This window comes from Catenulispora yoronensis, from assembly GCF_039531695.1.
Taxonomy (GTDB): Bacteria; Actinomycetota; Actinomycetes; order Streptomycetales; family Catenulisporaceae; genus Catenulispora; species Catenulispora yoronensis.
The window spans coordinates 29708-48512 of the sequence record NZ_BAAAQN010000005.1 but is presented as its reverse complement, the minus strand read 5'-3'; the positions used below and the strand labels follow the sequence as shown (position 1 = coordinate 48512).

Genomic DNA, 18805 nt, shown 5'->3' with positions numbered 1-18805 from the left:
CATTTGGGGTCAATCGGGCACAAGGGTTCGAAAGGGGGAGCACTCTTTCGGCCTAGTCAGGACTCTTCCGTGCGGGTGCGGGTGGTTTTAGTGTTCGTCGAAACGAGTCGAGGTGGGAGGACCGTCGTGGACGGTGCTGAGCGGGATGTCGAGGAGGCCGTCGCCGGCGTGCGGGAGGAGACGGTGCCGTCGTTGCTGGAGCGCAATGCCCGGGAGTACGGGGAGCGCGCCGCGATCACGGGGGTGCCGGACGCGGAGGGCAGCGCCGTCACGCTGACGTGGGCGGAGGTGCGGGAGCGGTCGGCGGAGTTCAGCGAGGGGCTGGTCGCGCTGGGGTTGGAGCCCGGCGATCGGTTGCTGACGATGATGTCCAGCCGCGTCGAGCACTGGATCACCGATTACGGGGCCCAGCACGCGCGCGCCATTCCGTGCACCGCCTACGCCACCTTGTCGACCGAGCAGATCGGCTTCGTCGCCGCGCACAGTGCCGCGCCGATCGTCGTGCTGGAGGGCCGGGCGGAGATCGAGCGCTGGCTTCCGGTGCTGGACGAGCTGCCCGCGCTGCGGCATGTGGTGGTGGTCGAGGAGGGTGACGTCGTCGTCGGGGAGGGCGCGCACGGCAAGCAGTTCCTGCCGTTCAGCGCCGTCGCGGCGATCGGGCGCGAGCGGCTGGCCGCCAATCCCAGCGTGTTCGAGCAGCGCTGGCGCCAGATCAAGCCCGACGACCCGGTCGGGATGATGTACACGTCCGGGACCACCGGCGATCCCAAGGGCGTCGTGCTCTCGCATCGCAACGTCCTGTACGAGGCGGCCGTCGTCGACTGCATCACCACGATCGAGGAGTTCCCCGACGCCGTCGCCTACCTGCCGCTGGCGCACATCGCCGAGCGCGAGCTCAGCCTCTACGGCTCCGTGCTGAAGGTCGCGCACGTCCATCTGTGCCCGGACCCGCGCCAGGTCGTCGGCGCGCTCGGCCGCGTCCATCCCAGCGGGCTGTTCGGCGTCCCGCGCATCTGGGAGAAGCTCGCCGCCGGCATCCAGGGCCTGCTGAAGATGGCCGATCCGGCGCAACGGGAGGCGTTCGAGCGGGCGCACGCGCTCACGCTGGAGGCGTTCGAGCTGCGGAACGCCGGCAAGCAACTGCCGGAGGAGATGGCCGAGGCGGTCGCGGAGGCCGATCGGACCGTGCTGGCCCCGGTGCGGGCGATGCTGGGCCTGGACCGGGTCACCCGCGCCACCAGCGGCGCCGCCCCGATCTCGGTGGAGACCCTGCGGTTCCTGCACGGCCTGGGCATCCCGCTGATGGAGGTCTGGGGCATGTCCGAGACCAGCGGCGCGGCCACCGTCTGCACCCCGGACGCGAACCGGGTCGGCACGGTCGGCAAGCCGATCCCGGGCGTGGACGTCAGGCTCGGGGACGACGGCGAGATCTTCGTCCGCGGCCCGATCCTGCTGTCCGGCTACCTCCAGCCGGACGGGACCGTGGCCTCGCCGCTGGACGCCGAGGGCTGGCTGGCCACCGGCGACGTCGGCACCCTCGACGCCGACGGCTACCTGACCATCACCGATCGCAAGAAGGAGCTCATCATCACGTCGGGCGGCAAGAACATCCCGCCGACGCTGATCGAGAGCCACCTCACCGCGCATCCGGTGATCGGTTTCGCCGCCGCGATCGGCGACCTCCGCCCCTACGTCACGGCCCTGATCGTCCTGGACCCGGACGTGGTCCCGGCCGAGGCCGCCGACTCCCCCGAGACGAAGGCCGCGGTGGACCAGGCGGTGGCGAACGCTAATACGAAGCTGTCGCGCGCCGAACAGGTGAAGAAGTACACGATCCTCGCCGGTCCCTGGACCCCGGACACCGGTGAGGTCACCCCGAAGCTCAGCCTTCGCCGCCGGATCATCACCGAACGCTATGCAGAGGTGATCGACACCATGTACGCAGAGGCCGCAGACGCGGAAACTCAGGCAGACGAAGAGACAGAGTAGCTGCGGTATCGCTTACGGAAATCGCGCATATAGAAGTTCATCGGCAGGTGACGTACCCGCTGCGGCAGCCACGGGTACGTCGCCCGGGTGACACGCATGGTCAGCCCGAACGCCCGCTCGCGGCGGCCGTTCCAGGCGAGGCCATACTGCGTTCTGATGCGCTCCGGCAGAAGTCCCGCCGTGACGAGCCTGTTAGTGGGAAGCAGAGCGCGCAGGTACCAGGGAATCGCTCTGCTATACATCAAGTCGCGATAGATGCGTTTGGCATCATCCGAGACCTCCAGAGAGTCCACCTGACGCTGCCAGTACGCGTCGAACTCACTGACCGAAGACGGCCACAGGTCCTCAGGGCATCCCAGCAACGTGGCGTACCGCGAACTCTCTCTACAGAACTCCTCCTGCATCGCTGCGGGCATCGGCCCGAGCGTCAGTTCGTAGATCCGCATAGCGGAGTCGTACAGCGTCGCCGCCACCCACAGCTGGAGATCAGGATCGTCTGCCGAGTACCCGGGCCCGACGACGTACTCATGGATGCGGTTCACCGTGGCGGCGATCCACGCGGCCTCGCCAGGTGTCCCGAACGACACGCCATAGACGTAGTCCAACGTCCCGCGCAGTCGCTTTAGCGGATCCTCGGTGAAGCGGCTGTGCTCGGCCACCCCACGCCCCACCATCGGATGCGCGACCTGGAGCAGGATCGCCCGCCCCGCCGCAGCCAGCACACACGCCTCACCGCTCACCCGGCGGATCGCGATCTCTTCGGCTTGCCTCACGGCACCCACGCTAACCGGCCCGCGCCAAAACCGCCCCCGACGGTCAGCGGCACCTCCGAACCGGGCCCGAAACAGGCCCGAAAGCCCTCCGCGGACGCCCGGTATTTCTCCATGGCCGTCATAGCCGAATCGCACCCCCGCCAAGCGTTGACGCGCTGGCCACAGCCTCAGCCACACTGAACCGACGGCTCAGCCGGGGTTCCCTTGGAGTCTTCTCCCCCGCTGCTTGGATTTTACCGTTACGTCGCAGATCACGCATTTACAAGCACTGCGATGCGCACCTACATTCACAGGGCATCTCGCGCGGGTGCCACCCTCACCGAACTCCCACACCGTCTCTGGAGTGAGATGTCCCCCCTGACCAGACGCAAGTTCCTGTCCGCTTCCGCCGCGGCGGCCGCCGGAGCCACGCTCATCCCGGAATCCCTGCGCACCGCCATGGCCGCCACCGCGGGCCAGACCGGCACCCTCAGCGACGTCGGCCACATCGTCGTCTTCATGCAGGAGAACCGCAGCTTCGACCACTACTTCGGCACCCTGGCCGGAGTCCGCGGCTTCGGCGACCCGACGCCGTTCCGGTTCCAGAACGGCACCTCGATCTTCACCCAGCCCAACGGCAGCGGCACCCTGCTGCCCTGGCACCTGGACACGAAGACCACCAGCGCGCAGTGCGTGGCCGACTTGGATCATGGCTGGAGCGGCACGCACAACGCCTGGGCCAGCGGCTCCTACAACGGCTGGGTGGCGGCCAAGACCAACAAGACGATGGGCTACTACACCCGCGCAGACATCCCGTTCCAGTACGCCCTCGCCGATGCCTTCACCATCTGCGACGCGAACTTCTGCTCGGTCATGGGCCCCACCAACCCGAACCGGCTGTACCTGTGGACCGGGATGATCGACCCGAACGGCACCGGCGGCGGCCCGGTCACCGACAACTCCGAGGCCGGCTACACCTGGACCACCTACCCGGAGCGGCTCCAGGCCGCGGGCGTGACCTGGAAGGTCTACCAGGAGACCGACAACTACGACGACAACGCGCTGGCCTGGTTCAAGCAGTACAAGAACGCCGCCACCAGCAGCCCGCTCTACCAGCGCGGCATGGTGAAGGCCTCGGACTCGATCGCCGCGTTCCAGGCCGACGTCACCGCCGGGACATTGCCCCAGGTGTCCTGGATCGTGGCCCCGGCCGGCAAGTCCGAGCACCCGAACTACGCCCCGGCGCTGGGCGCGGACTACGTCTCGAAGATCCTCACCGCGCTGTCCTCGAACCTGAACGTGTGGTCGAAGACCGTGCTGATCCTGAACTACGACGAGAACGACGGCTTCTTCGACCACGTCATCCCGCCCACCCCGCCGGCCGGCACGCCCGACGAGTTCGTCGGCGGCCTGCCGATCGGGCTCGGCGTCCGGGTGCCGCAGATCGTGATCTCGCCCTGGTCGCAGGGCGGCTGGGTGGACTCCACCATCTACGACCACACCTCCTCGATCCGGCTGATCGAGAAGTGGACCGGCGTGCAGGAGCCGAACATCTCGGCGTGGCGCCGCGCGACCTGCGGCGACCTGACCAACGCGCTGAACTTCACCACCTCGACCACCACCTTCCCGACCCTGCCGGCCACCGGACCGCTGGTGACCGCCGCCAACAGCGAGTGCTCCACGCTGCCCGCGCCCACGCCCCCGGCCAGCCAGACCATGCCGGGACAGGAGTCCGGCACCAAGGGCCAGCGCGCGACGCTCTACCAGCCGAACGTCACCGGCCGCTACGACCTGGCCGCCGGCCGGTTCTGGACCGACTTCTCGAACGCCGGCGCGCAGGCCGTGCCGTTGCAGGCCTACACCATGGCCTACCGCGCCTTCGCGAACTGGCAGTACCTGGTGCAGCCGAACTCCACGTCCAACGACTACTGGAGCGCGCAGAGCGTCAGCGCCGGCAAGTACTCGATCGACGTGCACGGCCCCAACGGCTTCCTGCGCTCGTTCGTCGGCGACCTGACCACCATCAGCAACGCCGCCCTGGCGCACCTGGAGGTCAAGCCCAGCTACGACACGGCGAACAACAAGCTGGTGCTGACGATGACCAACACCGGCACCGCCTCCGCGGTGATCACGGTGAAGGCGAACACCTACATCACCGGCGGGCCGTGGACGTTCACCGTCGGGGCCAACGCGACCGTCACCAACTCCTGGGCCACCGCCAACGGCTGGTACGACCTGACCGCCACCGCGAACGTCGGCGACAACTTCCTGCGCCGCTTCGCCGGCAAGATCGAGGTCGGCCAGCCCGCGGCGCCCACCGGCGGCCCGACGCCGGGCGTGCTGGACCGCACCGGCTGGACCGTGAAGTACTACGACAGCCAGGAGACCGTCGGCGAGAGCGCCCCGGCCACCAACGTCATCGACGGCAGCACCACCACGTTCTGGCACACGCAGTGGTACAACGTGACGCCCAACCCGCCCTGCCCGCACGAGATCCAGCTCGACATGAAGTCCGCGCACTCGGTGTCGGGCTTCAGCTACCTGCCGCGCCAGGACGGCGGCAACCACGGCTGGGTCGGCCAGTACGAGTTCTACGTCAGCACCGACGGCACCAACTGGGGCACGGCGGTCGCGACCGGGACCTTCGCCAACAGCAACGCGCTGAAGACGGTGAACTTCACCGCCGCGACCGGGCGCTACGTGCGGTTCCGGGCGCTGACCGAGGTCAACGGGAACCCGTGGACCTCCTGCGCCGAGCTGAACGTCATCGGCATCTGACGTCTTATAGAACGGAGAACGCTACGGAGATGCGCTACCGGAACGTCGGGTAGCGCATCTCCACCAGCTCGTGCGTCGGGTCAAGGTTGTGCGGCTCGGCGAGGCCCGTGAACTCGAACCCCTCCCGCTCGTAGAAGCGACGCCCGCGGTAGTTGTCGTCGCGGACGAGCAACAGCAGTTCCTTGGCATCCGTAGTCCGCGCGAAGGCGATGGACTCGTGCATCAGACGGCGCGCGAGGTCCATGCCGCGCACCGCGGGCTGAACGTAAACACCGAGCACGATGCACACCCCGGGCCGGTCGAAGTGCGGAAACACACCCCACATGCCGACGAGCTTGCCGCTGGCGTCGTCCACCGCCACGTGGAAGGCCCGGTCGTCAGCCGAGGCGTTGCTCTGCGCGCGTTCCTGCCAGTACTCGTCGGGCAGGGCCGAAGCCTGCTCGTGGGTCTGCCCATAGTTGTTCGGGGAGTCCAGCAGCGCCTCCAGACGCAGCTCACGGAACTCTCGCCATTCCTCGGCGGTAGTGCGGCGCACAATGAAAGCCATACGCCGATATTCACAGGTGCGCGGAGTCCGACGCCACCCAGTTACGCGGCCACGCGGCGAGCTCACATGTGCGTACCGCCGTCGATGCGGATCTCGGTACCGGTGATGAACTTGCCGTCCTCGGACGCCAGCATCGCGACCACACTCGCGACCGCCTCGGGGCCCGCGAACCCCTGGCCGATCGCCGGCAGCAGCTTGGTGATCAGATTCCAGTCGACGTCGTGCTCGGGGAAGCCGGGGCCGGCGTTCTCCTTGGAGGTTCCGGAGCCGTCGGTCATACCGGAGGAGATCGACCCCGGACATACGCTGACGGCGCGCAAGTTCTGCTTGGAGTACTCCAGCGCGATGGCGTGCGTGAAGCTCTGGATGGCGCCCTTCGACGCGGCGTACGCAGCCAGGTACGGGTGCCCGAACGACGCGGACGTCGAAGAGAAGTTCACAACGACCGGCGTCCCGGTCTTCAGCAGCTCGGGCAGCGCCTCGCGGGTCATCAGGAAGGTCCCGGTCAGGTTGACCGTGAGGACCTTGTTCCAGTCGGCCAGCGGCATCTCGTGGGTGTGCGCGGCGCGCAGGATGCCCGCAGCGTTCACGAGAACGTCGAGACCGCCGAGCACGCGCACCGCCTCGGCCACTCCGCTCCGCACCGAATCCTCGTCGGCGACGTTCACGACGACCGTCGACAGCCGCCCCGCCGGCCCTTCCTGCTCGGCCTTCGCCACCGTCGCCTTCAGTCCCTCCTCGGAGACGTCCGCGGCCACCACCGAGCCGCCCTCGGACAGCAGGCGCAGGACGGTGGCCTGGCCGATGCCGGAGCCGCCTCCGGTGATCAGGGCGCGGCGGCCTTCGTAGCGGGCCAGTGCGGTCATGGGGCACTTCCTTCCGATTACCACCATTTCTCAGAGAAATAGTGGGCGCGGCGCGGTCGAGGGCGGGCCAAAGGTAACGAGAGCCGCGTGACACCGCCAGAGCCATCTCCTCGCACAGAACCATCGCCTCGCACCACCCGCCCGGCCGCCTCAGCAGGCGCAGCAGCCCCACGGAACCGACGATCGCGGTATGGTCGCCAAGCACTACGCCCGGATCTTCCGGGCCCCCGGTTCGCTGGGGTTCTCCTCGGCGGCCTTCGTCGGGCGGCTCCCGATGTCCATGCTCGGGCTCGGCACGATCCTGATGATCAAGGAGTCGACCGGCGAGTACGCGCTGGCCGGCCTGGTCTCCGGGACGCTGGCGCTGGTGCAGGCGTTCTTCGGGCCGTTCCTGGCTCGGCTGACCGACCGGCGCGGCCAGGCCGAGGTGGTCTTCCCGATGCTCGCGGTGTCGGTCGCCGCGCTGGTCTCGCTGATGCTCTGCGTCCGCTTCGACGAGCCGACCTGGTCCTGGTTCGCCTCGGCGGCGGTGGCCGGCGCCTTCCTGCCGAACGTCGGGGCCCTGGTCCGGGCCCGCTGGACCAAGATCTACACCGGCACCGCGCAGCTGCACACCGCCTACTCCTTCGAGGCGGTGATGGACGAGGTCGTGTTCATGATCGGCCCGATCCTGGTGACCTTCCTCACCCTCCAGGTGCACCACGAGGCCGGGGTCGGGCTGGCCACCGTGCTGCTGGCCGCCGGCACCACCGCCTTCCTGGCGCAGCGCGGCTCGCAGCCGGCACCGCACCCGCCGGAGCACCACACCGGCCCGACCGCGATCGCCATCCCGGGCATGCGCGTGGTGGTGGTCTGCGCCGTCGCGATCGGCGTGATGTTCGGCTCGGTCGAGGTGGTCACCGTCGCCTTCGCCGAGGAGCACGGCCACGACGACTGGGCCGGCCTGCTGCTGGCGGTCTACGCCGGCGGGTCGTTCGTCGCCGGGCTGCTGTTCGGCGCGGTGCACTGGTCCGTGCCGCTGGGCCGCCGGATCCAGCTGCTCCTGGCGCTGGTGCTGGTCACCTCGGCGCCGATGGCGATCGCCCCGGACATCGGCGTGCTGGCGCTGGTGCTGCTGCTGGCCGGGTTCGCCATCTCCCCCACCCTGATCACGCTGGTCGCGCTGGTCGAGGACCTGGTCCCGGCGGCCCGGCTGACCGAGGGCATGGTGATCGAGACCACCGGCGCGGCGCTCGGCGTCACCACCGGCTCGGCGGTGGCCGGCTGGGTCGTCGACCGGTCCGGGGCGCACACCGCATATCTGGTCCCAGTGGCAGGAAGCGCCCTCGCGCTCTTGACTGCGCTGCTCGGCTCGCGTTGGCTACGTCCGGGGGATCCGGCGATCGAGTGAACCGGCGCGGAACTGTGAGCCGCACCGGCGGAAAGAATGCGGGTGAGGCGTGGCGGGCGCGAGCGAGTGGTCCAACTGGGCCGGCAACCAGAAGGCGAAGGCGGCCCGAGTAGCGGCCCCCAGGACCGCCTCCGAGGTCGTCGAGGTCCTGCGCGGTGCGGCGGACGAAGGGCTGACGGTGAAGGCCGTCGGCTCCGGCCACTCCTTCACCCCGGCCGCGGTCACCGAGGGGGTGCGGATCATGCCCACCGGGCTGACCCGGCTGAAGCAGATCGACAAGGAGGCCGGCCTGGTCACCGTCGAGTCCGGGATGCCGCTGCACCAGCTGAACGCGCTGCTGGCGGAGAACGGCCTGGCGCTGACCAACATGGGCGACATCCAGGTGCAGACGGTGGCCGGCGCGATCGGCACCGGCACGCACGGCACCGGCCGGGTCTCCGGCTCGATCGCGGCCCAGGTGGCGGCGCTGGAGCTGGTGCTGGCCGGCGGGGAGATCGTGACCTGCTCCCCGGAGCAGAACGCCGAGCTGTTCCAGGCCGCGCGCCTGGGCGTCGGCGCCGTCGGCTACGTCACCGCGGTGACCTTCCGCACCGAGCCCACGTTCCTGCTGACCGCCCGCGAGGAGCCGATGCGGCTGGACGCGGTGCTGGACGGCTTCGAGGAGCTGGCCACCGCCAACGAGCACTTCGAGTTCTACTGGTTCCCCTACACCGACCGGACCAACATCAAGCGCAACAACCGGGCCGACGGCCCGGCCGCGCCGCTGTCCGGCTTCCGGCACTGGGTGGACGACGAACTCCTGTCCAACTCGGTCTTCGGCGCCGCGCAGCGGCTGGCCCGCACCGCGCCCCGGCTGACCCGGACCGTGCAGCGCGTCTCCGGCTCGGCGCTGTCCGCGCGCACCTACACCGACCGCTCGGACAAGGTCTTCACCTCGCCGCGCCGTGTGAAGTTCGTCGAGATGGAGTACGCCGTCCCGCGCGCGGCCTTCGTGGAGGTCTTCCGCGAGGTCACCCAGCTGATCAACGCCTCGTCCTGGAACGTGAACTTCCCGATCGAGGTGCGGGTGGTGCCCGGCGACGACCTGTGGCTGTCCACCGCGCACGGCCGGGACACCGCCTACATCGCCTGCCACATGTACCAGGGCACGCGGTTCGACGAGTACTTCAAGGCGGTCGAGCAGGTCTTCGTCGCCCACGACGGCCGGCCGCACTGGGGCAAGATGCACACCCGCGACGCCGAGTACCTGGCCAAGACCTACCCGCGGTTCGAGGACTTCCTCGGGGTGCGCGACCGCGTGGACCCGAAGCGGCTGTTCGCCAACGAGTACACCAAGCGCGTCTTCGGCGACTGAGCGAACCTGGCACAGCCGAAGAGGCCGGATCCGCTGCTTGAGCGGATCCGGCCTCTTCGGCAATGCGGTCGGTCTCGGCCGTGCGGTGACGACCCGACCAGGTGTTACGCCGCCACGGGCGCGGCCGCGGGAGCCCCGGCCGCGACCGGAGCCGCGGATCCGCTCGGCACGGCACCGACCGGCGCCGGCGCCGCGGCCGTCAGCTCCGCGTTCGGCCCGTCGTACACCGCGCGGTCCAGGATCCCCTCGCGGGCGGCCACGACCACCGGCACCAGCGCCTGCCCGGCCACGTTCACCGCGGTGCGGCCCATGTCCAGGATCGGGTCGATGGCCAGGAGCAGGCCGGCGCCGGCCAGCGGCAGCCCGAGCGTCGACAGCGTCAGGGTGAGCATCACGATCGCACCGGTCAGGCCCGCGGTCGCGGCCGAGCCCACCACCGAGGTGAAGGCGATCAGCAGGTAGTCCTTGAACTCCAGGTGCACCCCGAAGACGTTGGCGACGAAGATCGCGGCCAGCGCCGGGTAGATCGCGGCGCAGCCGTCCATCTTGGTGGTGGCGCCGAACGGCACGGCGAAGCTCGCGTACTCCTTCTGCACCCCGAGCCGCTCGGTGACCACGCGCTGGGTCAGCGGCAGCGTGCCGATCGAGCTGCGGGAGACGAAGGCGAGCTGGATGGCCGGCCAGGCGCCGGCGTAGAACCGCAGCGGGTTGACCCGCCCGAACAGGCTCAGCACCAGCGGGTAGACGACCACCAGCACCAGCGCCAGGCCGGCGTAGACGTCGAGCGTGAAGGTGGACAGCGGCTTGAGCAGGTCCCAGCCGTAGACGGCCACCGCCTTGCCGATCAGGCCCAGCGTGCCCAGCGGCGCCAGCCGGATGACCCACCACAGCGCCTTCTGCACCAGCTCCAGCACCAGCTCGGAGGCCTTCACCACGGGCTCCATCCGCTCCCCGACCGACAGCACGGCCGCGCCGGCGACGATCCCGAGGAACACGATCTGCAGGACGTTGCCCTCGCTGAAGGCGCCGACCACGTTGGTCGGGACGATGCCCTTCAGGAAGTCGACCCAGCTGCCGGTGGTGCCCGGCGCCTTGGTGCCGGCGCCGAGGCGGACGCCGTCGCCGGGCTTGGTCAGCACCCCGAGCGCGATGCCGATGCTCACCGCGACCAGCGCGGTCACGGCGAACCACAGCAGAGTGCGCAGGGCCAGCCGCGCGGCGTTGGCGACCTTCCGCAGGTTGGCGACCGAGACCAGGATCGCGGTGAAGACCAGCGGCGGCACCGCCAGCTTCAGCAGCTGCACGAAGATTGTGCCGATCTGGGTGAGCGTGGTGGTCAGCCACGAGATGTGCGCGTCGCGCGCGATCAGGCCCAGCACGACGCCGCCGGCCAGACCCAGCAGGATCTGGACGCCGAACGGGACGTGGGGCAGCTTGCGGGCGCGCGACGGCGTGCCGGACGTGTCAGCGGATGCGGACATGGGTGTTCTGTCTCCAGGAATCGGGATGTGCGAAAAGCGCGCGGGCGCGAGGGAATGGCGTCAGGACTGACGCGTGGAACACAGCGCGCACTGCGTGCGGCACAGGTCGATGTGGCGGCGCTCGACGAGCAGCACGCCTTCCCGGATTGATCGCATGATCACACCAATCTACGGGAAAGATCAGCGGCCCTGGCAAGCCCCGACCTCCCCCATCTCACAAAGCGGACCTTCTACGATCGTGCACGGAAAGTAATAGTTCGAACACGGTCAGGAGCGGTTCATGGCTACGCAGCAGGTGGCACGCAGAGGAGGGCGTCAGCGGGCCGCTGTGCTCGGAGTAGCCGGGGCCGCGCTGGCCGCGGCCGCGCTGGCGGTGGTGTCCGCGGCGCACGCCGTGGGTCCGATCAACGGCACGTCGCCGCTGGCCCCGCCGCTCGGCGCCTGCCTCGGGTCGCAGTGCCCCGCGAACTGGCCCACTCTGAACAACGGCGACTTCCCGGGGCGCGACGCCGCGATCAACATCTTCGCCGGCACGAACTTCTCGGCGACCCAGCGCGCCGCCGAGATCGAGGGCAAGATCGTCGTGCTCGGGAACTTCACGGTCGACAAGAGCCCCGGCGGCGGCCTGTTCAACGTCGGCGTGGCCGGCGTCGGCTCGCGGGTACCCCCGCCGAACGGCGACGACTTCCTCACCGTCGGCGGCAATGTCACCGTCGCCCCCGGCACCACGATGGACGTCGGCGGCACCGACTCGCAGGGCGCCGCCTTCGGCAACCTGCGCCACGCGGGCACGGTCTCCGGCACCATCAACATGACCCCGACCGGCGTGGTCGTCCAGGACACGAACGCGGTCGCCCAGTACAGCCAGCTCCAGCCCTACATCGAGGACCGCTCGGCGTGCGCGGCCCAGGCACCGGCGACCGGCACCTTCACCCTGAGCGGATCGCAGGGCACCTTCCAGGGCGACGGCACGAGCATGCTCCAGGTGTTCAACCTGCCGGGCGACATCGGCACCGCCGGCTCGGCCGTCGACTTCTCCTTCGCCGGCATCCCGGCCGGCGCCACGATCCTGGTGAACATGACCGGCGCGACGCCGATCATCAACACCAACACCGGGTTCAACCTGGCCGGGGACCCGCTGAACGCGCTGCGCTCGAAGATCATGTTCAACTTCCCGACCGCCACCACCGTCACCATGACCGGCGGCGCGCAGTTCCAGGGCTCGGTCATGACCGGCAACCCGGCGAGCATGCTCAACGTGTCGATGCCCGGCACCAACGGCCGCATCTACGCGGCCGGCGCCGTCAGCCTGAGCAGCGCCAGCGCGGGCGCGGAGATGCACTCCTACCCGTTCGACGGCCTGCTGCCGGACTGCGGCACGACCCCGCCGACCACGCCGTCGACCACCTCGACCACCTCGACCACGCCGAGCACCACCCCGTCGACGACGCCCTCGACGACACCCTCCACGACACCGTCCACGACGCCCTCGACCAGGCCGCACACCACCCCTTCCACACCGCGGCCGACCACCCCGTCGTCCCAGCCCACCGGCCACCGGCTGGCGAACACCGGTGGCTCGGGCCTGACCGAGACGCTGGCCTTCGCGGCGTTCTCGCTCGCGGCCGGCGCGGGTGCGCTGGCCTACACCACCAGGAAGAAGGGCAGCCACTCCTAGGCCGCTCCCAGGTCTGTTCCGGGGCCCGACACGATCGGAAACCGACCAGACGGCACAATGAACGGCCGGCCGCCCGACTCCGGGCGACCGGCCGTTCGCCGTTCCGGCACCGGCCGCGACACCGGCTGAGACGCACCGTCCGCATCCCGGACGAGAGTGGACGTGCCCCCGAGTCGCTGCCACGCTGAGAAGCATGTCCCGTGCCGGAATCGCCCTCGTCTGTCGACGCCACGTCGACTACGGACGTCTCTCCAGCATGGTCTGTACCGCCGCGCGCTGACCTCGAGCCACCCGGCGAGCCGATCCCAGACTCCCGCTCCGTCCCCGCCCCGGCCGTACGACCTCGTTAAGGACCCTCCCGACATGTCTGCCTCCCAGCCCACGCCTGCCCGCGCCGCCCGTCCTCGCCAGCAGCGTGGCGAGGGTCAGTGGGCGAAGGGCTATTTCACCCCGCTGAACGGCAACGAGCAGGTCAAGAAGGACGACGACGGCCTGAACGTGCGCGCCCGGATCGAGAACATCTACGCGTACGGCGGCTTCGACTCGATCGACGGGTCGGACCTGCGCGGCCGCTTCCGCTGGTGGGGCCTGTACACCCAGCGCCGCCCCGGCATCGACGGCGGCAAGACCGGCGTGCTGGAGCCGCACGAGCTCGACGACGAGTACTTCATGCTCCGGGTCCGCATCGACGGCGGGCGCCTGACCCTGGAGCAGCTCCGGGCGATCGCCGAGGTCTCCGAGAAGTACGCGCGCGGCACCGCCGACGTCACCGACCGCCAGAACATCCAGCTGCACTGGGTGCGGGTGGAGGACGTGCCGGCGATCTGGAAGACCCTGGAGGCGGTCGGCCTGAGCACCGCCGAGGCCTGCGGCGACACCCCCCGCGTGATCCTCGGCTCGCCGGTGGCGGGCATCTCCGCGGACGAGATCCTGGACGGCTCGCCGGCGATCGACGAGATCCAGGAGCGCTTCATCGGCAGCAAGGAGTTCTCCAACCTGCCGCGCAAGTTCAAGACCGCGATCAGCGGCCTGCAGGACGTGGTGCACGAGATCAACGACATCTCGTTCGTCGGCGTGCGCCACCCCGAGCTCGGTCCCGGCTTCGACCTGTGGGTGGGCGGCGGCCTGTCGACGAACCCGCACTTCGCCAAGCGCCTGGGCACCTTCGTGACGCTCGCCGAGGTGCCCGAGGTCTGGGCCGGCGTCTGCGGCATCTTCCGCGACTACGGCTACCGCCGGCTGCGCAGCCGCGCGCGCCTGAAGTTCCTGGTCGCCGACTGGGGCGCGGAGAAGTTCCGCGAGGTGCTGGAGACCGAGTACCTCAAGCGCGCGCTGCCCGACGGCCCGGCGCCGGAGCCGGCCCCGGCCTACGACCGCGACCACATCGGGGTGCACCGGCAGCTGGACGGCAACCACTACGTCGGCTTCGCCCCGCGGGTCGGGCGGCTCGACGGCGCCACCCTGGCCAAGATCGCCGATCTGGCCGAGGCCGCCGGCTCGGGCCGGGTGCGCACCACCGCCGAGCAGAAGCTGATCATCCTGGACGTCGCCGAGGACCGGGTCGAGGAGCTGGTCGCCAACCTGGAGGCGCTGGACCTGCAGGTGCGGCCGTCGGTGTTCCGGCGCTCGACGATGGCCTGCACCGGCATCGAGTACTGCAAGCTGGCGATCGTGGAGACCAAGAACCGGGCCTCGACGCTGATCGACGAGCTGGAGCGCCGGCTGCCGGACTTCGACCAGCCGCTGACCATCAACATCAACGGCTGCCCGAACTCCTGCGCCCGGATCCAGGTCGCCGACATCGGTCTGAAGGGCCAGCTGGTGATCGACGAGCACGGCGAGCAGGTCGAGGGCTACCAGGTGCACCTCGGCGGCCACCTCGGCGCCCAGACCAAGGACGAGGACGACGCGCAGGACGGCGCGTTCGGCCGCAAGGTGCGCGGGCTGAAGGTGACCGCGGCCGGGCTGCCGGACTACGTCGAGCGCGTGGTGCGCCGGTTCCAGGAGCAGCGCGGCGCCGACGAGACCTTCGCGCAGTGGACCACGCGCGCCGGTGAGGCGGACCTGTCGTGAGCGAGCGCGCCGCGCCGGCGTACTGCCCGTACTGCGGCGAGGAGGACCTGCGGCCCGAGGAGGGCAGCCACCGGCGGTGGTCGTGCCGGGGCTGCCGGCGGGTGTTCGAGGTCTCCTTCGTCGGGCTGCTGGCGCCGGGCGGCTCGTCGTCCGGCGGCTGGTCGCCGGCTGATCGGGCTTCGGGTGATGGAGCTTCGGACGATCAGTCGTCCGGCGGTCCGACATCCGACGGTTCGACGTTCCCCCGATCCGACATCGAACACTGATAACACTGGCAACACCGAGGATTAACCACTCTTTTCAGCGGAGTCGGCTCAGGGATGGCGGGTAACCCGCAACAATGGTGCGCCAATCCCCCACAAGGAGCCGCCTATGACTGTCTTCGGCCCTGATATCTCGTCATACCAGGCCGGGCTGGACATTTCCCGGCTGTCCGATGCCTCGTTCGTCCTGGCGAAGACGACTGAGGGTACTTATTACACCGACGCCGACTACCAGGGGTGGCGGCGTCAGGCCGCGTCCCTGGGCCGCACCTTCGTCTGGTACCACTTCCTGTCCGGCGAGGACCCGAAGGCGCAGGCCCAGCACACGGTGGCGAACGTCGGCGACCTGAGTCTGCCCGGCATGCTCGACGCGGAGCCGGCGGGTTCGTTCTCGCCGACGCTGTCGCAGATGACGGCTTATGTCGACGCCGCCCACGCGGCCGGGCTCAAATTGCGCCTGGTCTATCTGCCGCACTGGTACTGGCAGCAGATGGGCTCTCCGAACCTGTCCCCCCTCGCCGCCCGCGGGCTGTCGCTGGTCTCGTCCTCGTACCCGGGCGGATCGGGCGGCGCGCGCAGCATCTATCCCGGGGACGAGTCCGCCGGCTGGCAGCCGTACGGCGGGATGTCCCCGCTCGTGTATCAGTTCACGAACCAGGCGTCCGACGGCGGACACCTGCTCGACTACAACGCCTATCGCGGATCGGTCGCCGATCTGGACTCGGCCTTGTCCACCAGTCCGACGCAGTCACCGATTCCCACTCCGACGGAGGACGACGACATGCCCGCATTCGCGACCGGCGAGATCAAGCCCGGCGCCGACATCACCACGATGGTGTGCCCGCCGCCGAGCAACTCCGGCGCGGCCGGGTGGGGTGCGGTGTGGTTCAGCCTCGGCTGCGACTTCGGCGACGGGGTCGTGCGCTGCGCCGCCTACATTCCCGGCTCCGGCTGGGACGTCAAGGACAACGTCCGGGTCCCGAAGGACAGCCCCCGCGTGAACCCGTGGGGCGGGCCGCTGCCGACCGGGGTGCAGAAGATCAGCGTCGTCCGGCTCGACAACCCGAGCGTGCCGATGTCCTACCTCATCGAGGCCGCTCATCGATGAGATCGCTCGTCAGCCGCGGCGGCGGCCGTCCGTCCGTGGGCGGCCCCGCCGCGGCGCTATGAGCGGTTAGCTCGTCCGCCCCATCCCGGGCTTCGACAGCGACGTCTGCCTCTCGTTCGCCGTACACGTCGATCCCGTGCAGCCGCGCGGTGGCGGTGAAGCTGCGCTGCACGTCCGGCCACGTGGCCATGACCAAGGACGCGAACACCCCGGCCTGAAGCGTCTTCTCCCGCCCCAGCACCCCCCGGTACACGATCTCGCTGACCACGTCCCCGCCGCGGGCCCCGGCCAGGCGCGGTCCGGCGATGTCGCCGAGCAGCGCCATCGCGTGGTCCACGACCCACTTGCGGCCCGGCACCGGCGGCAGCATCGAACGGATCTTCTCCGCCTCGCGGGCCATGGCCGCGTCCGAGACCACCTCGACCACGTCGCGCACCTCAAGCCGGACGATCTTCGGCCACGGCACGTCGTCGCCGTCGAAGCCGGCCGCCTCCGGGCCGACGGCCACGGCGCCGTAGCGGTCGAGCAGGCCCAACGGCTTGAGCGCCAGCGACGGCAGGGCGGTCGTCTGTCTCAGGTAGGCCGCCAGGGACAGCTCCCACGGCGCTTCGGCGGGCACGGACGGCATGGATATCGACAGTCTCTTCCGGTCCCCCACGCGGCTCACTCTAGCCACCCTGCCCCGCACTGCGGCGACCAGACTGACGGCATGCCTACTGTCGCGGACGTGCTGTGGACGATGCTCGCCGAGGCCGGCGTGCGCCGATGCTACGGGATCGTGGGCGACGCCCTGAACCCGGCGATCGACGCGCTGCGCAGCAACGGGGGCATCGACTTCGTGCACGTCCGCCACGAGGAGTGGGGGGTGTTCGCGGCGGTCGCGGAGGCACGGATGTCCGGCCGGCCGGTGGCGGTCTGCGGCACCGCGGGGCCCGGGGTGAGCCACCTGATCAACGGTCTGATGGACGCCCGCAAGGAGGGCGCGCCGGTGATCGCGATCGCCGGCGACGTGGAGACCGCGATCATGGACACCGACGGGTTGGAGGAGTTGAACCCGTACCTCTTCTTCAGCGCGGCCTCCCTCTACACCGGCCGCCTCGTCGACCCGAAGCAGCTGCGCGCCGTCGCCACCTCCGCGATCACCACGGCACTGGCCGAGCAGGGCCCGACGGTGATCTCGCTGCCCGGCGACGTGGCCGCCGCGGAGGCCCCCGGTCCGGCGCCGAGCATCGTCGTGCCGAACACCGACCTCGGATCCGCGCCGGACGCGGACATCGCGGCGATGGCCGAGATCATCGAGGGCGCCGGCACGGTGGCGATCTTCGGCGGCGAGGGGTGCGCCCGGGCCCGCGACCAGGTCCGCGCGCTCGCCGACAAGCTGCACGCTCCGGTCGGCTACAGCTTCAAGGGCAAGCAGTGGCTGGAATACGACAACCCGCACGCCGTCGGCATGACCGGCCTGCTCGGCTACGGCGGCTGCTGGGAGGCGATCAACCACGCCGACGTGCTGCTGATGCTGGGCACCGACTTCCCGTTCCCGCAGTTCCTGCCGCAGAAGGATGTGCGGGTGGTGCAGGTGGACCGCGACGGCCGGCGCCTGGGCCGCCGCGTGCCGCTGGCGCTCGGCCTGGTCGGCGACGTCGCCGCCACCCTGGACCGGCTGTTGCCGCAGCTCTCGCCGAAGAACGACGACGCCTTCCTGCGCAAGTGCCTGAAGAAGACGGAGCAGTTCGACAAGCAGCTGCGGCACTACGTCGAGAAGGGCCCGCAGCTGAAGCAGATCCGCCCGGAGTACCTGGTCGCCACCCTCGACCGCCTCGCCGACGACGACGCGGTGTTCACCGTCGACACCGGCACCGCGTGCATCTGGGCGGCCCACTACCTGCACTTCGGCCCGAAGCGCCACATGTTCGGCAGCCTCACGTGGGCCTCGATGGCCAGCGCCTCCCCCAACGCGTTCGGTGCGAAGATGGCGTTCCCGGACCGGCAGGCGATCGCGCTGTGCGGCGACGGCGGGTTCTCGATGCTGGGGCTCGGCGACCTCCTCACCGAGGTGCAGCGCGGGACCGAGATCGTGCACGTGATCCTGAACAACGGCAAGCTCGACTTCGTCTGGATCGAGATGCAGGAGGCCGGGCTCCAGCCGTGGGGCGTCGACTTCCGGAACCCGGACTTCGCGAAGGTCGGCGAGGCGCTCGGGGCCAAGGGGGTCCGCATCGAGCATCCGGCCGATGTGGAACAGGGGCTGAAGGAGGCGCTGAGCCACCGCGGCGGACCGGTCGTGGTGGACGTCGTCGTCGACCCGTACGCCCTGTCACTGCCGGCCCACGTCCCGGCCGCCACGGCCAAGGGCTTCACCCTGAGCATGGCTAAGCAGGCACTGAGCGGACATCTGGGAGATGTCGCGAAGGAGGCCGCGCACAACGTGCGGCTGCTGTAGTGTCGTGAGACACACAGTCCGCATCATGGACGGCAGTGGACGACCCGTGAAACGCGTGCGACTCTCTAGTCATGTCTCGTGCTGGA

14 protein-coding genes are annotated in these 18805 nt (G+C 69.9%); 9 read left to right on the top strand and 5 right to left on the bottom strand.

Features of this window, described 5'->3' with window-relative positions; all coding sequences use genetic code 11:
- Positions 1–126 precede the first annotated feature (126 nt).
- Positions 127–1989 (top strand): AMP-dependent synthetase/ligase, encoded by a 1863-nt coding sequence (locus tag ABD481_RS05575; RefSeq protein ID WP_344664433.1) that lies wholly within the window; start codon positions 127–129, stop codon positions 1987–1989.
- Here ABD481_RS05575 and ABD481_RS05570 read toward each other — a convergent pair.
- Positions 1965–2762: an oxygenase MpaB family protein gene (locus ABD481_RS05570; RefSeq protein ID WP_344664432.1), complete on the bottom strand. Its 798-nt coding sequence runs from the start codon at positions 2760–2762 to the stop codon at positions 1965–1967. The two genes, ABD481_RS05575 and ABD481_RS05570, sit on opposite strands and share 25 nt — an antisense overlap.
- Before the next feature lie 348 nt (positions 2763–3110).
- On the opposite strand from ABD481_RS05570, the gene ABD481_RS05565 reads away from it, so the two are divergent.
- Positions 3111–5519 (top strand): phosphocholine-specific phospholipase C, encoded by a 2409-nt coding sequence (locus ABD481_RS05565; protein ID WP_344664431.1) that lies wholly within the window; start codon positions 3111–3113, stop codon positions 5517–5519.
- A gap of 34 nt (positions 5520–5553) precedes the next feature.
- On the opposite strand, the gene ABD481_RS05560 is transcribed toward ABD481_RS05565, so the two are convergent.
- Both ABD481_RS05560 and ABD481_RS05555 read right to left on the bottom strand, forming a co-directional pair.
- Positions 5554–6066 (bottom strand): GNAT family N-acetyltransferase, encoded by a 513-nt coding sequence (locus ABD481_RS05560; RefSeq protein WP_344664430.1) that lies wholly within the window; start codon positions 6064–6066, stop codon positions 5554–5556.
- A gap of 62 nt (positions 6067–6128) precedes the next feature.
- Complete coding sequence (locus tag ABD481_RS05555; protein WP_344664429.1) at positions 6129–6932, bottom strand: SDR family NAD(P)-dependent oxidoreductase; 804 nt, start codon at positions 6930–6932, stop codon at positions 6129–6131.
- A gap of 190 nt (positions 6933–7122) precedes the next feature.
- Between ABD481_RS05555 and ABD481_RS05550 the strand changes: the two genes are divergently transcribed.
- Together ABD481_RS05550 and ABD481_RS05545 are read left to right on the top strand one after the other, a co-directional pair.
- Positions 7123–8322: an MFS transporter gene (locus ABD481_RS05550; protein WP_344664428.1), complete on the top strand. Its 1200-nt coding sequence runs from the start codon at positions 7123–7125 to the stop codon at positions 8320–8322.
- Positions 8323–8371: 49 nt separating this feature from the next.
- On the top strand, positions 8372–9676 hold the full coding sequence (locus ABD481_RS05545; protein WP_344664427.1) for a D-arabinono-1,4-lactone oxidase: 1305 nt from the start codon (positions 8372–8374) through the stop codon (positions 9674–9676).
- Positions 9677–9780: 104 nt separating this feature from the next.
- Here the strand turns inward: ABD481_RS05545 and ABD481_RS05540 are convergent, their stop codons facing one another.
- Positions 9781–11157, bottom strand: a complete 1377-nt coding sequence (locus ABD481_RS05540; RefSeq protein ID WP_425559116.1) for a dicarboxylate/amino acid:cation symporter — start codon at positions 11155–11157, stop codon at positions 9781–9783.
- Between the two features lie 280 nt (positions 11158–11437).
- Between ABD481_RS05540 and ABD481_RS05535 the strand changes: the two genes are divergently transcribed.
- From ABD481_RS05535 to ABD481_RS05520, 4 genes are all read left to right on the top strand, one after another.
- Positions 11438–12835 carry a choice-of-anchor A family protein gene (locus tag ABD481_RS05535; protein ID WP_344664426.1) on the top strand — a complete coding sequence of 466 codons (1398 nt, stop codon included), beginning with the start codon at positions 11438–11440 and terminating at the stop codon, positions 12833–12835.
- A 363-nt stretch (positions 12836–13198) separates the two neighbouring features.
- Positions 13199–14908, top strand: coding sequence for a nitrite/sulfite reductase (locus tag ABD481_RS05530; RefSeq protein ID WP_344664425.1), 1710 nt, complete (start codon positions 13199–13201; stop codon positions 14906–14908).
- Positions 14905–15174: a hypothetical protein gene (locus ABD481_RS05525; RefSeq protein WP_344664622.1), complete on the top strand. Its 270-nt coding sequence runs from the start codon at positions 14905–14907 to the stop codon at positions 15172–15174. Before ABD481_RS05530 ends, ABD481_RS05525 begins: the two co-directional genes overlap by 4 nt.
- Before the next feature lie 106 nt (positions 15175–15280).
- The gene (locus ABD481_RS05520; protein ID WP_344664424.1) at positions 15281–16279 is read left to right on the top strand and encodes a GH25 family lysozyme; all 999 of its coding nucleotides are present in this window, start codon (positions 15281–15283) and stop codon (positions 16277–16279) included.
- Here the strand turns inward: ABD481_RS05520 and ABD481_RS05515 are convergent.
- Positions 16257–16907, bottom strand: coding sequence for a hypothetical protein (locus tag ABD481_RS05515; RefSeq protein ID WP_344664423.1), 651 nt, complete (start codon positions 16905–16907; stop codon positions 16257–16259). The genes ABD481_RS05520 and ABD481_RS05515 overlap by 23 nt on opposite strands.
- Positions 16908–16988: 81 nt before the next feature.
- On the opposite strand from ABD481_RS05515, the gene ABD481_RS05510 reads away from it, so the two are divergent.
- Positions 16989–18719 (top strand): thiamine pyrophosphate-dependent enzyme, encoded by a 1731-nt coding sequence (locus tag ABD481_RS05510; protein WP_344664422.1) that lies wholly within the window; start codon positions 16989–16991, stop codon positions 18717–18719.
- The last annotated feature ends 86 nt before the right edge of the window (positions 18720–18805 follow it).